Annotated in this window: 10 protein-coding genes; 7 read left to right on the top strand and 3 right to left on the bottom strand. The window is 34.1% G+C overall.

Annotated elements, in window-relative coordinates; genetic code table 11:
• The first annotated feature begins 281 nt into the window (after positions 1 to 281).
• The 6 genes from JI750_RS13090 (at position 282) to JI750_RS13065 (ending at position 9,205) form a co-directional block, all read left to right on the top strand.
• Positions 282 to 1,340 carry an efflux RND transporter periplasmic adaptor subunit gene (locus tag JI750_RS13090; RefSeq protein ID WP_202002513.1) on the top strand — a complete coding sequence of 353 codons (1,059 nt, stop codon included), beginning with the start codon at positions 282 to 284 and terminating at the stop codon, positions 1,338 to 1,340.
• A 115-nt stretch (positions 1,341 to 1,455) separates the two neighbouring features.
• Complete coding sequence (locus tag JI750_RS13085) at positions 1,456 to 4,554, top strand: efflux RND transporter permease subunit (RefSeq protein ID WP_202002510.1); 3,099 nt, start codon at positions 1,456 to 1,458, stop codon at positions 4,552 to 4,554.
• A 36-nt stretch (positions 4,555 to 4,590) separates the two neighbouring features.
• Positions 4,591 to 5,901: a TolC family protein gene (locus JI750_RS13080; protein ID WP_202002507.1), complete on the top strand. Its 1,311-nt coding sequence runs from the start codon at positions 4,591 to 4,593 to the stop codon at positions 5,899 to 5,901.
• A gap of 171 nt (positions 5,902 to 6,072) precedes the next feature.
• Positions 6,073 to 6,936 carry a bestrophin family protein gene (locus JI750_RS13075; protein ID WP_202002504.1) on the top strand — a complete coding sequence of 288 codons (864 nt, stop codon included), beginning with the start codon at positions 6,073 to 6,075 and terminating at the stop codon, positions 6,934 to 6,936.
• Positions 6,937 to 7,108: 172 nt separating this feature from the next.
• Positions 7,109 to 8,101, top strand: a complete 993-nt coding sequence (locus JI750_RS13070) for a hypothetical protein (protein ID WP_202002501.1) — start codon at positions 7,109 to 7,111, stop codon at positions 8,099 to 8,101.
• Between the two features lie 180 nt (positions 8,102 to 8,281).
• Positions 8,282 to 9,205, top strand: a complete 924-nt coding sequence (locus JI750_RS13065) for an AraC family transcriptional regulator (RefSeq protein ID WP_202002498.1) — start codon at positions 8,282 to 8,284, stop codon at positions 9,203 to 9,205.
• Between the two features lie 75 nt (positions 9,206 to 9,280).
• Here the strand turns inward: JI750_RS13065 and JI750_RS13060 are convergent, their stop codons facing one another.
• From JI750_RS13060 to JI750_RS13050, 3 genes are all read right to left on the bottom strand, one after another.
• A complete protein-coding gene (locus JI750_RS13060) occupies positions 9,281 to 9,652 on the bottom strand; it encodes a DUF779 domain-containing protein (protein WP_202002496.1) in 372 nt (123 codons plus the stop codon).
• Between the two features lie 69 nt (positions 9,653 to 9,721).
• Positions 9,722 to 10,756, bottom strand: coding sequence for an alcohol dehydrogenase AdhP (gene adhP, locus JI750_RS13055; protein ID WP_202002493.1), 1,035 nt, complete (start codon positions 10,754 to 10,756; stop codon positions 9,722 to 9,724).
• A 64-nt stretch (positions 10,757 to 10,820) separates the two neighbouring features.
• Positions 10,821 to 12,326, bottom strand: a complete 1,506-nt coding sequence (locus tag JI750_RS13050; protein WP_202002490.1) for an aldehyde dehydrogenase family protein — start codon at positions 12,324 to 12,326, stop codon at positions 10,821 to 10,823.
• A 274-nt stretch (positions 12,327 to 12,600) separates the two neighbouring features.
• On the opposite strand from JI750_RS13050, the gene pheT reads away from it, so the two are divergent.
• Entirely contained in the window at positions 12,601 to 15,021 is a 2,421-nt protein-coding gene (pheT, locus tag JI750_RS13045; protein WP_202002488.1) for a phenylalanine--tRNA ligase subunit beta, read from the top strand.
• Positions 15,022 to 15,167 lie beyond the last annotated feature (146 nt).

Genomic DNA, 15,167 nt, shown 5'->3' with positions numbered 1-15,167 from the left:
GCAAAAAAAATCAAACAAATTGTGAAAAATTTCTCTCAACCTAGAAATAGCCTATCTTTATCGAAATCACAGAAGATACTTTTTGATTTATTTTGTTTATTTTTCAAAAAAAAAAAAAAATAACCTTTAATTAAACCTTTTCGCCTGCATTAAGTCTAAATGCAAACCTTTGTACATACAAATGTTAAATAAAAGCTAACGGCTTTTCATTTCGTACCAAAAAGTTAAATTTGTAAGCTTGCTGAAAAACAAAACCTAAAATCTATATTCACCTCTTTTTTATGAAACTAAAACATCTCATTTACACCCTTTTAATTGTTGCTATTGGAGGCTTTGTTACCTACAGAATTATTTCAAACAAGGGTAAAAACGAAGACTCAAAAAAATTTAATGACAAAAAATCTCCAACAACTGTTAATGGAATCGTAATAAAGACTGCCACTTTTGACAATAATTTAGCATTATCTGGATCTATTGAAGCAAATGAACAAATAGAAATTCACAGTGAAGTCTCAGGAATTGTTGAAGGAATATTCTTTAACGAAGGCAGCAATGTTACAAAAGGACAAGTTCTTCTTAAGGTAAATGATATTGAACTAAAAGCACAATTAAGACAAGCTATAACAAGAGAAGATTTGGCTGCTGAAAATGCAAGAAGAGCAAAATTACTGTTGCAGAAAGAAGCCATTAGTCAAGAAGAAGCAGACGTTGCAAAAGCTGATCTTGCTTCTGCTCAAGCTCAAAGCCAATTAATTAGAGCGCAAATTTCTAAAACTTCTGTAAGAGCACCTTTTTCAGGAAAAATTGGTTTACGTAATATTTCTCCAGGAACTTATATTACTCCAACTGTTTTAGTGGCAAAATTGGTAAATACCAGCAAATTGAAAATCACTTTTTCAATTCCAGAAAAATATGCATCAGAAGTAAAATCGGGATCTGTAATCGATTTTAAAGTTTCTGGTTCAGACAAAACTTATAATGCAAAAATCTATGCTATCGAACCAGAAGTTGCTGTTGCAACACGTACACTTCAGATTCGTGCGCTTGCTGATAATAATGACGGAAAACTTTTTCCTGGGACTTTCGCAGACATCAAATTACCTTTAAATATTATTAAAGATGCGATAGTTGTTCCTTCTCAAGCAATTATTCCAATTCAAGACGGTAAAAAAGTATTTGTTGCCAACAACGGGCAAGCAAAAGAAGTTATGGTTGACGCAACTACAAGAACAGATTCTTCAATTTTAATTTTAGCAGGATTAAAACCTGGAGACACTTTAATTACAAGTGGTGTCATGTCATTAAAAAACGAAGCTCCGATTAAAGTTCAAGTAAAATAGTTCCAAAGCCAAAAGTCAAAAGTCGAAAGACTTGAATATAGATTTAAAGATGGTAGTTAAGATTTAGCAATAAATCTGAAATCTAAAATCAACAATCTAAAATCTAAAATTACAAATGAGTTTATCTACTACAAGCATAAGAAGACCTGTTTTAACCATAGTACTGAATCTACTTATTATTCTATTCGGTTTTATTGGTTATACTTTTTTAGGTGTCAGAGAATTTCCTTCTATTGATCCTGCGCAGGTTTCTATCCGCACCAATTATACCGGTGCCAATTCTGATATTATTGAATCGCAAATTACTGAACCTCTTGAAAAAGCCGTAAATGCGATTGATGGAATCCGAAATATTACTTCGTCCAGTAATCAAGGAAGCAGTACCATTACAATCGAGTTTAATTTAGACAAAGATTTAGAAGAAGCGGCTAATGATGTTCGAGACAAAGTCTCGCAAGCCATTAGAAATCTTCCACAAGATATAGATGCCCCACCAGTTGTTTCTAAAGCCGATGCAGATAGCGAATCTATTATATCGATGACGGTTCAAAGTGACAGCAGAAGCTCTTTAGAATTAAGCGATTATGCCGAAAATGTTATTTCTCAGCGTTTAGAAACTATTCCAGGCGTAAGTGGCGTGCAAATTTGGGGGCAAAAACGCTATGCAATGCGTCTATGGATAGATCCTGTAAAACTAAATGCTTATAAGTGTACAGTTGCCGACGTGAGAAACGCATTAAATGCTCAGAACGTCGAACTGCCATCTGGTAAATTAACAGGAAACAATACCGAATTAACCGTAAAAACAGTTGGAAATCTTTCTAAACCAGAAGAATTCAACAATATTATCATTCGCACAGATGGCGATAAAATTGTAAGGCTTAGTGATGTAGGCGGTGCCGAATTAGGTCCAGAGAATATAGAGACTTCCTTGATGTCTTCTGGGCTTCCAATGATTGGAATGGCTATTGTTCCAATGCCAGGAGCCAATTATCTGGATATTTCAGCTGAATTTTACAAAAAATTTGAAGCCTTAAAAAAAGATTTACCTAAAGACATTAAACTTAATATTGCGCTTGATAACACGCAATTTGTAAAGAAATCTGTATTGGAGGTTGCCGAAACTTTAGGAATATCAATCGTTCTGGTAATTATTATTATTTATTTATTTTTTAGAGACTGGGCAATTGCTTTCAGACCATTAATTGATATTCCTGTATCGTTAATTGCTACATTCTTCATTATGTGGCTTTTTGGTTTCTCTATAAATGTACTAACCCTTCTTGCTATTGTGCTTGCAACAGGACTTGTTGTGGATGACGGAATTGTGGTAACTGAAAATATTTTCAAAAAGGTCGAAGAAGGAATGTCTCCTATCGAAGCAGCCATTAAAGGTTCTAATGAAATCTTTTACGCTGTTATATCCATTTCTGTCACTTTAGCAGCAGTATTTTTGCCAGTAATTTTCTTAGAAGGTTTTGTTGGCCGACTCTTTAGAGAATTTGGAGTTGTAATTGGAGCTGCAGTATTGATTTCAGCCTTTGTTTCTTTGACTTTAACACCAATGTTAAATGCCTATTTAATGAAAGGTGGCGAACAAAAGAAATCAAAATTCTATATTAAAACTGAGCCATTTTTTGAAAAAATGAACAGCAGTTATGCTGAATCATTAGCAAAATTCATGGACAAAAAATGGATCAGCTTTCCTATTTTAATTGCTTGTTTTGGAATTATTTATTTATTCTTTACAATTCTTCCAAAAGAGACAGCGCCTTATGATGACAGAAGTTCTGTTACCATGCGTATGACCACGCCAGAAGGTTCTTCTTATGATTATACGTATCGTTTTATGCAAGAAATTTCAAAACTTGTTGACGATTCAATCCCTGAAAAAAAAGTTAGTTTAGTAATTACTGCTGGAGGATCTGGAGGTTCTGCAACCAACTCAGGTTTTGTGAGGCTTTCATTAAAAGAACCAGACGAAAGAACCAGATCTCAAAAAGAAATTGCAGACAAATTAAGCAAATGGACAAAAAGATATCCCGATGCTAAAATAGCGGTAATTCAGCAGCCTACAATTGCCGTTAACAGACGTGGAGGTTTACCAATACAATACATTATTCAGGCTCCAAACTTTGATAAGTTAAGAGAAAAAATTCCTGTTTTTATGAATGAAGTAGCCAAAAGCGATGTCTTTTCTACAACAGACGTAAACCTGAAATTTAACAAACCAGAAATCAATGTTACCATTGACCGTGCAAAAGCAGAAAGTTTAGGAATTTCAATTCTTGACATTGCACAGACTTTACAGCTTTCTTTAAGCGGACAACGTTTTGGTTATTTTATCAAAAATGGAAAACAATATCAGGTAATCGGACAGTTTGACCAAAAAGACAGATCTAAACCTTTGGATTTGACTTCTATGTTTGTAAAAAATAAAAATGGTGAATTGATTCAAATGGATAACGTAGTAAATGTATACGAACAAAGTAATCCACCGCAATTATATCACAACAATAGATACATGTCTGCAACTGTTTCGGCTGGTTTGGCACCAGGAAAAAGTATGGGCGACGGAATTGATGAAATGAATAGAATAAAAGCTAAAGTTTTAGATGAAAGCTTTACTACAGATTTGGCGGGAGAATCGCGAGATTTCGTAGAAAGTAGTTCTAATACTTCTTTTGCTTTCGGATTGGCTTTATTATTAATCTTCTTGATTCTAGCGGCACAGTTTGAAAGTTTTATAGATCCGTTTATTATTATTTTAACAGTTCCAATGGCTGTAGCGGGAGCTTTATTCTCATTATGGCTATTTAATCAGTCTTGGAATATTTTCAGTCAGATTGGAACGGTAATGTTAATTGGTCTTGTAACCAAAAACGGTATTTTGATTGTAGAATTTGCCAATCAGTTACGAGAACAAGGCAAACCAAAAATGGAAGCTATTTTAGAAGCTTCAGAAGCACGTTTACGTCCAATTTTAATGACGAGTTTAGCCATTGCTTTAGGAGCACTCCCAATTGCGATGTCACTTGGAGCTGCATCTACGAGTAGAATTGGTATGGGAGTTGTAATTGTGGGTGGAACTATTTTCTCATTGGCTTTAACGCTTTTTGTAATTCCTGCCATTTATTTTATGTGGTCTAAAGCCAGAAAACATTATCCTGAGTTTGACCATATTGACGAATACGAAAGAGACAGCATTAAATAGAAACCGAAAATCGATTTTTGGTTAAAGAAAACGAATATGAATATCAAAAAAATATACTGTACAGCACTTATTCTTTTCCTTTGCATTTTCCAGTCAAAGGCACAGGAAGTTCTTACTATTGAACAGGCTATGACTATAGCTCTGGAAAATAATTTTGAAATTAAAATTGCTAAAAATAATTCCAAAATAAACGAAACAAACGTAACAATTGGAAACGCTGGAATGTTGCCAACAGCAACAGCATCTGTTACCGATAACAATAGTATTATGAATTCATCTCAGACACGTCAAGATGGAACAAGTACTTCATTGGATAATGCAAAAAATAACAGTCTAACTTATGGTGTAAGTTTAGGATGGACTGTTTTTGACGGAATGAAAATGTTCGCAAAACTTGATCAGCTGAAAGAACTTCAGAAACTTGGCGATGCAGAACTTAAAAGAACTATTCTCGTAAAAATTGCTCAAGTAAATTCTGCTTATTACGATCTAGTACAAATGCAACAGCAATTAGCTGCATTGGACACTACCATTGTAATTTCAAATCAAAGATTAACTTTGGCTAAAAACCGTTTCAGTATTGGTAAAGCATCAAAATTGGAGGTTTTAAACGCACAAGTTGATTTAAACTCAGATCAAGTTGCTTTATTGAGACAAAAAGAAGCGTACGCTAATGGTAAAATTTTGTTGAATCAGCATTTGGCACGCGATCCAAAAATTGATTTCAAGGTTACAGATGAAGTTAAAGTCGACAATAAATTGGTTCTAGCCGATTTAATGGATTTAGCCCAAAAACAGAATCCAGGTTTAGAGGCGCAAATTATCAATAAACGTATAGCCGAATTACAGCTAAAACAAGTAAAAGCAGACCGCTATCCTACTTTAAGATTAACTTCAGGATATAACTTTTCCGAAAGCCAGTCTAGTTTAGGTTTTACCAGTGAAACTTCTTCAAGAGGTTTAAATTATGGTTTTAATGCTTCAATGAACATATTTGATGGTTTTAATCAGCATCGAAATGAAAAAGTAGCCAAACTACAGATTGAAAATTCGCAGATTGCGATAGAACAGCAAAATACTGTTTTAAACACACAATTAAGTACCGCTTTTCAAACGTATTTAACAAATTTAGAACTAATTGATCTAGAAGAAAATAATGAGACAATTGCTAGGCAGAACTTAGAAATCACATTGGATAAATTTAAAATCGGAACTATTACAACACTTGATTTTAGAACTGCCCAGCTGAATTATGTAAATGCAAAAGTGCGTTATAGCAATGCACAGTATGAAGCAAAATTATCTGAAATTGCTTTAAAAGAATTGGCTGGAAATATTAATTTCTAGATTTCGACAGGAAAAAACATATACAGCAAGAACTTAAAAAAGGCGTTTTGCTTACTTAAAAAAGTAAGCGAAACGCCTTTAAACATTAGTCAAACTGTGTTGAAATATTTTTTCCCATTTTACGTTCAATAGGTGATTTTTTAATTTAAATTTGTTTCAAAACGCGCTTCAATGATTACATACAATACCAAAGATTGGTTTACATTTATTTTTCATTTTCATAAATCGGATACTGTTCGAAAACTTTTTACGATTATGATTGCAATTGGAATATATTCTGCAATAGTATGTTATCTCGAACTTCAATATTTTAAAGTAACCAAAAACGATTATATCCACAGCATTCCAATCATGCACGGAATGCTTGGATTTGTAATTTCGCTTTTGCTAGTTTTTAGAACCAATACCGCCTACGACAGATGGTGGGAAGGCCGCAAACTTTGGGGCGGACTGGTAAATAATAGCCGTAATCTAGCCATAAAACTTTCTGCCATTTTAAAAGATGAAAACGATAGAAAGTTTTTTAGAAAATACATACCCATGTATGCTGATATTCTTCATCAACATTTAAAAGATGAGGACACCAGCAAACAGCTTTTTGAAGATGTCGATCTAGAAATTGACCATCACAAGCACAAACCGAATCAGTTGAAAAGAATAATGTATCATAAAATCAACGATTTGTATGATGCAGGAAAAATAACTGGAGAACAGCTTATTACTATAAATGATGAATTAGTTGCTTTTACAGATATTTGTGGTGCATGTGAGCGTATCAAAAATACACCTATTCCCTACTCTTATAGCGCTTTTATAAAGAAATTCATCTTCTTTTACACCATGACACTTCCTTTTGGATATTCTGTAAGTTTAGGCTACTTAGTGGCTCCTGTAGTGGTTTTCATATTTTATGTATTGGCGAGTTTAGAGCTAATTGCTGAAGAAATCGAAGACCCATTTGGAGATGACGAAAACGACCTTCCTACAAGAAAAATATCCGAAAATATCAAAAAACACGTAGAAGAGCTGATATAAATTTAAAAAACACTATAAATCACTAAAAAAATGCGCAGTTAAGCGACTAAATAACTCATTGAACGGTTATTTTTTGAAATCTAATAAATAAGTCATAAAATTTGTAATAGCAATTTACCCCCCTTATTTAAAGCTGCCTTTAATTGTTACTAATTTTTAACTCCTTATTACGATGAAAAAAATTATTACACTTGTGGTTTTTGCTTTTCTGATTGTCAATTGTACCAACGAGCCTCTAAGTACAGACATTCAAACTGAGGCTAAACAATCGAATAGTTCAACTTCTGCTACTGCAAAAGGAACTTATTCAGAATGCGATCCAATATCAATTAACATTATGGCTGGCCAGTTTACTAACGCTGGGAAAATTTTAGTTGAAAATGACGCTACAAATCTCTACGTAACCTATTCTGCGCTTACAAATTGGTATTTTAGTGAACTTCATTTATTTGTAGGACCATATGCCAATGTACCGATAAAAAATGGGAATCCAATTCCTGGACAATTTCCATATAACAAATCTTTTAATCCATTAATACAAAGTTATACTTTCACTATTCCCCTTTCTTCAATAGTTCTAGATGACAACAGATGTTTGTTTATCGCTGCGCATTCAAGCATGAAAAATATTGTAAACGGGAATGTAGTAAGAACAGAAACTGGCTGGGCAGGCGATATAAAATTTCCTGGAAAAAACTGGGCAACTTACTTTAAGTACTGCTTAAGAAACTGCGAAACTCCTCCACCAGTTACCAACTGCGATACAGCTTATATGTTCGGAAACAACACTTTTATTGGTTTAGAAATTTCTGATAAATGGGGATGGGCTACATATTATGATAATGTTGCAGACGGCACTTATAACTACAACTTATATGCTGGTGCTGGACAAAATAATATTAATAATGGCTATTTAGCAGGAACCGTTACAATTGTAATTCAAGGGAGCAGTGTAAAAGTAACGATCAACGCTACTCATCCTGGAACAGTATTTACAGAAACTCATGTTTATTTGTCTGATGATAGGCCTACTACTGCCGCACCAGGTCTATATGGCAATCAGCATACTTTAAATAATTACACAACAGATAGTTATGATCTAACATACAGTGGAGACGGAAACTTCTGGATAATTGTTCATGCAGCAGTGTGTACCACCAATTAAATTAAATTAGAAATAGAAATAAGTGAAAAAGAGAGGATTTTAATTCTCTCTTTTTTATTATAAAAACATCTTCTTACTTTTTTAAAACACAACCTTATACAAGTCATAAAAAAGGCTTAAATATTCATTCTGTATACATATTTTTATTAAATTTAAAGTCTTCACCAAAAATAAAATTTAATGAACAATCAACGATTTTTAGTCAATCCGCTCCAATTATCGCAAGAGAAATCATTAAAAACTCTTGTAGAAAATAGAACTATTTACAATTTGAGTCATTGTGAATTAAATCTATTTGAAACTTACGAATCGACTCAAAAAGTTCCGTTGAAATTTAATGATTTGGTGGTGACCAGCATGCTGCGCGGTAAAAAAATCATGCACCTTTTTGATGATCCTGAATTTGTATATCTTCCAGGCGAAACTGTGATTGTTCCTTCTAATGTAGAAATGAAAATTGATTTCCCTGAAGCTTCAAAAAATAACCCTACGCAATGTTTGGCATTGGCTATTGATCAGGATAAAATTGTGGAAATCTTGAATTTTCTAAATGAGCAATATCCTAAAGAAGGAAGCAATATGTATTGGCAATTAAATTATCAGAATTACTTCTTTTACAATAATATCGAAATGGCAGCAACAATCAATAAACTCATAAAAGAATGTATGAGTACATCGATTACTAAAGATATTTTTGCCGATTTGACGTTAAAAGAATTGTTGATTAGAATTATTCAGACGCAAACGGTAAAATCTATTGACGAAGGGAAATTTCTAGATGTAAATAACCCAATAAAAGAAGTTACAGAATACATTAAACAGAATCTGAAAGAAAATATAAGCTTAAAATCGCTAAGCGAAAAAGCTTGTATGAGCACCACTTCTTTCTACCGATTCTTTAAACGCGAACTTGGAATGAGTCCGATTGAATATATTTTGAATGAGAAAATAAAATGTGCTAAAAACTTATTAAAAAATCCAACCCTGCAAATCAATGAAGTTTGTTATTTAGCTGGCTTTGAAGATGCCAACTATTTCATCAGATTATTTAAAAAATACGAGGGAATTACTCCGAAACAGTATCAGTTACTTTTTATAAATTAGGTGCAAAGTAACAAAGGCACATAGGCTCAAAGTTTTGAAAACCTTTGTCGCTTTGAAACTCTGAACCTTTGTTCCTTAAAAAAAAGTAACCGGTTCTAAATCTTTCTCTTCTTCGGGAGTAAAAATTCTATATTCTATTTGAAACGTTTTTTTTAATGGAGTTTCTAATGAAAAACCTCCTACTCCAAATGCATCAATTACAGTTAGCGTAAAATGAGCATGTTTCCAATATTCAAATAAATCCTTGTCTACCCAAAATTCAACATTATCAACTTTACCAATACAAACATCTCCAGTTCGCTGATAATATCCGCCTTTTTCAAAACACTGCGGCTGAGTGCCTTCACAGCATCCACCTGCCTGATAAAACATCAAATCACCGTGTTTTTCTTTAAGAACTTTAATCAGTTCGATTGCTTTTTCTGTGGCATCAATTCGTTTTATCATCACTACTAAAATTAAAAAAAAAGCAGTAAACTCAATTAAGAGATTTACTGCTTTAACATAACCAACTATTTAGGACTGTGCTATGTCAAGCACAATTCTACCTTCTATTTCACCTTTTTTCATTTTGTCAAAAACGGTGTTTACATCTTCTAATTTTGAAGTTGTTACTGTAGCTTTGACTTTTCCATCAACAGCAAATTCAATCGCTTCTTTCATGTCTTTTCGAGTTCCAACAATAGAACCTCTAATTGTGATTCTATTTAAAACAGTATCGAAAATAGACAAATCAAAATTGCCTGGAGGAAGTCCGTTTAATGCCATTGTACCTTTTCTTCTCAATGTTTCAAGCCCTTGCTTGAAAGCAATTGGAGAAACTGCGGTAACCAATGCCCCATGCATTCCACCGACTTCTTTCTTTAAGAATTCTCCAGGATTTTGATTTTTAGCATTGACCACCAAATCGGCGCCTAATTTTTTTGCCAGTTCCAATTTATCATCTCCAATATCAATTGCAGCCACGTTCATTCCCATAGCTTTTGCATATTGCACAGCAACGTGCCCTAAACCTCCAATACCAGAAATTGCTACCCATTCGCCAGGTTTCACCTCAGTTTCTTTTAACCCTTTGTAAACCGTAACGCCAGCGCATAAAATCGGAGCCATTTCTATAAAATTTACATTAGATGGCAAAATCCCAACATATCTGGCATCTGCAATTACATACTCTGCAAATCCGCCATCTACACTGTAACCGCCGTTCTGCTGACTTTCGCATAAAGTTTCCCAGCCTGTAATGCAATGATCACAGCCTCCACATGCACTGTATAGCCAAGGCACACCAACAGCATCTCCTTCTTTTACATTTTTTACTTCTGGTCCTACTGCAACAACATATCCGACAGCTTCGTGTCCCGGAATTAAAGGCATTTTAGGTTTAACTGGCCAATCACCTTCTACAGCATGTAAATCGGTGTGGCACACTCCGCTTGCAATTACTTTTACAAGAATTTCATTTCTGCCTGGGCGTTTTACTTCGACTTCTTCAATTTTCAGAAGAGAACCAAATTCTCTAACGACCGCAGCTTTCATTGTTTTTGGAAGCATAATTCTATGGTTTTAAAAGAATAGAAAACTTATTTAGCTTTCTATTCTCAAGTTTATATTCTCTTTAGAAGAATCCTAATTTCTTTTTATCATAAGAAATCAGCATGTTTTTGGTTTGACGATATTGGCTCAGCATCATTTTATGATTTTCGCGACCAATTCCAGATTGTTTATAACCTCCAAACGGAGCACCCGCAGGATAAGAATGATATTGATTAATCCAAACACGACCTGACTGGATCCCTCTAGGAACTTGATAAATTTCATGCGCATCACGTGTCCAAACTCCTGCGCCTAATCCGTACATGGTATCATTTGCAATTTCGATAGCTTCTTCAGTAGTTTTGAAAGTCGTAACTGCTAAAACAGGCCCGAAAATCTCTTCTTGGAAAATTCTCATTTTGTTGTGACCTTTAAATAGTGTCGGTTTAATATAATAACCACCTTCTAATTCTCCTCCAAGTTTATTTTCATCGCCTCCAGTCAATAATTCTGCACCTTCTTCTTTTCCTAACTTGATATAAGACATGATTTTCTCTTTCTGAACAATCGAAGTCTGAGCACCAATCATAGTTGATTTATCCAACGGATTTCCAACTATAATGGCTTCAGTTCTTTCAATTACTTTTTTGATAAACTTATCGTAGATATCTTCGTGAATTAATAATCTGGAAGGACAAGTACAGATTTCACCTTGATTTAAAGCAAATAATACGGCACCTTCTACGGCTTTGTCAAAGAAATCGTCATCGTGATCTGCTACTGAAGGAAAGAAGATATTTGGAGATTTTCCGCCCAATTCTAAAGTAACCGGAATAATATTTTCTGTTGCATATTGCATTACCAAACGTCCTGTTGTTGTAGAACCAGTAAATGCTGCTTTCGATACTTTTTTATTGGTTACTAACGGACGACCTAATTCGGCACCAAATCCGTTTACAATATTCAGAACTCCAGGAGGAAGAATATCTCCAATCAATTCCATTAAAACCATAATAGAGATTGGAGTGCTTTCGGCTGGTTTCAAAACAATTGTATTTCCTGCGGCAAGAGCCGGAGCAATTTTCCAGACAGCCATTAAAATTGGGAAATTCCAAGGAATAATCTGCGCTACAACCCCTAAAGGTTCGCTTAACGCAATAGAAACAGTCTGCGAATCCAATTCTGCGATCGAACTTTCTTCTGCACGAATTACGCCAGCAAAATATCTAAAGTGATCGATTGCCAACGGAATATCAGCAGCAAGCGTTTCGCGGATTGGTTTTCCGTTGTCTACCGTTTCAACTGCCGCGATATATTCTAAATTATCTTCAATTTTTTGTGCAATTTTATTTAGTAAAATACTCCTTTCGGTTACAGAAGTTTTTCCCCAAGTTTTAAATGCTTCATAAGCAGTATCTACAGCCAATTCGAGGTCTTCTTTTCCAGAATGCGCTGCTTTTGTAAATACTTTTCCATCAATAGGAGAAACTACATCAAAGTATTCTCCTGTAATTGGCGCTACAAATTTTCCACCAATATAGTTATCGTATTTTGCCTTAAATTCAGGTCTTTTTACTGCGGTACTCATAATATTCTTTTTTTGATTTACTCCAAATTTAGTTTCATAAAAAGAAAAAGAATAGCACTTTTCATTCAACGTGTAGCACAAAAATTACACATTCAATTTTTTTAGACTTTTATAATAATCATTTAGCAAAATTTTAATCTATAAATTGCTAAATAATTAGCAAGCAGCATTTTTCGGTCAATTAAAAACAAGTAGAAAAAACTGCTCAATTTTTTCCTACTCCAACGCGCAATCCTTATATTTGTAACCTCATACAAAGAATTAAAGAACTACAATGAAAATATCTTACAACTGGTTAAAACAATTTATTAAAACAGATTGGACATCTGAACAGACTTCTGAATTACTAACAGATTTAGGTTTAGAGGTTGAAGTTGTCGAAAAATACGAATCAATAAAAGGAGGTTTAGCAGGCGTTGTTGTTGGACACGTTCTAACATGCGAAAAACATCCTGATGCTGATAGATTGAAAGTTACTACCGTTAATATTGGTTTAGAAGCTCCTGTACAAATTGTATGCGGTGCTGCAAATGTGGCTGCAGGACAAAAAGTTCCGGTTGCAACAATTGGAACCGTTTTATACGATAAAGAAGGTGCAGAATTTACCATTAAAAAAGGAAAAATCCGCGGACAAGAAAGTCACGGAATGATCTGTGCTGAAGACGAATTAGGTTTAGGTACAAGTCACGACGGAATTATGGTTTTGGCTGAGGATTTAGTTCCTGGAACTCCTGCTTCTGAAGTTTTTCAAATTGCAAATGACGAAGTTTTCGAAATTGGATTGACACCTAATCGTGCCGATGCTATGAGTCATTTTGGAACTGCGCGCGATTTAAGGGCAGGAATGTTGCAGCGTGGCGTAAACATAGAATTGATTACACCTTCTGTAAGCAATTTTAGAGTTGACATGCGCACCCTAAAAATTGATGTAAATGTTGAAGATAATCATTTAGCTCCAAGATATTGTGGTGTAACTATTTCTGGAATTTCTGTGCATGAATCTCCTAGCTGGTTACAAGATCGTTTAAAAGCTATCGGATTAACTCCAAAAAATAATATTGTTGACGTTACTAATTATGTTCTTCATGAATTAGGACAGCCTTTACATGCTTTTGACGCTGCCAAAATCAACGGAAAAATTATTGTAAAGACAGCTGTTGAAGGAACTAAATTTGTGACTCTTGACGATGTTGAAAGAACGCTTCACAAAGAAGATTTAATGATTTGCGACGAAAAAGGACCGCTTTGTATTGCTGGAGTTTTTGGAGGTAAAAAATCTGGCGTTTCTGAGGGAACAACATCTATTTTCTTAGAAAGTGCTTATTTTGATCCTGTAAGCATTCGTAAAACAGCAAAAAGACATCAATTAAGTACAGATGCTTCTTTTAGATTTGAAAGAGGAATTGATCCAACGATCACAGAATATGCTTTAAAACGTGCGGCGCTTTTAATTCAGGAAGTTGCGGGCGGAAAAATCACTTCTGATGTTGTAGAAGTTTATCCTAAAAAAGTAGAAGACTTCTCTGTTTTATTGAATTTCAGCCATGTTTCTAAAATTATCGGACAGGAAATTCCAAAAGATACGATTAAAAAAATCTTGGTTTCTTTAGACATTAAAGTAAATAGCGTTTCTGATACTGGTTTAGGCTTAACGATTCCTGCATATCGTGTAGACGTTCAGCGTGAAATTGACGTAATCGAAGAAATCTTGAGAGTTTATGGTTATAACAACATTAATTTCTCTAAGAAGTTTAATGCTACTGTAGCAAATTCACCAAGAACAGAAGATTATAAAGTACAAAACGTAATTGCTTCTCAGTTGAATTCGCAAGGTTTCCACGAAATGATGGCTAATTCATTGACAACTGCAGCTTATGCAAAATTATCAACTTCATTAAAAGAAGAACATAATGTATCAATGCTAAATCCGTTAAGCAGTGATTTAGCGACACTTCGCCAGTCTTTATTGTTTTCTGGATTAGAAGCGGTTTCTTATAACATTAATAGAAAAAATTCGGATCTAAAATTATTTGAATTCGGAAAAACATACCACAAATATTTAAACGGATACGAAGAGCACAAACACCTTTCTTTATTAGTTTCTGGAAATAGAAACAAAGAAAGCTGGACAAGTCCGCAAAAAACAACAGATTTCTTCTTGTTGAAAGGATATGTGAAAGCTATTTTATCTCGCTTGGGAATTGAAAAAATTTCGAATGCACCAGTTCAATCTGATATTTATTCTGAAGGAACGGCAATTACTTACAACAATGATATTTTGGTTGAAATGGGCGTTATTAAAAAGCCAATTTTAAAGCATTTCGGTATTAAACAAGATGTTTATTACGCTGATTTTAACTGGGATTTGGTTTTAAAAATCATTACAGGAAAAATCAAATACACTGAAATTCCTAAATATCCAGAAGTACGTAGAGATTTGGCTTTATTAATTGATCAAAGCACGACTTACGAAAGTATCTTTAACTTGGCAAAACAAACAGAGAAAACGCTTTTAAAAGACGTTAACTTATTTGATGTTTACCAAGGTGATAAATTGCCAGAAGGAAAAAAATCATACGCTTTGAGTTTTACTATTCAAGACAATACTAAAACCTTAACCGATGCTCAGATCGATAAAATCATGTCTAAATTGCAACAGACTTTCGAAACTGAACTTGGAGCAAGCTTAAGATAATTTCTTTCTTAGTTTAAAATATAAAAACCCGACGAGAATTTCGTCGGGTTTTCTTTTTGTTTCAGGTTAACCGCAAAGAGCGCTCATTTCTACCCCCGCTTTGAAAAGAACCTATACCTTTGCGATTAAATATCCTAAAACATAAA

Source organism: Flavobacterium tagetis (genome assembly GCF_016735615.1).
Classification (GTDB): domain Bacteria; phylum Bacteroidota; class Bacteroidia; order Flavobacteriales; family Flavobacteriaceae; genus Flavobacterium; species Flavobacterium tagetis.
This window is presented reverse-complemented; position numbering and strand designations above follow the sequence as displayed.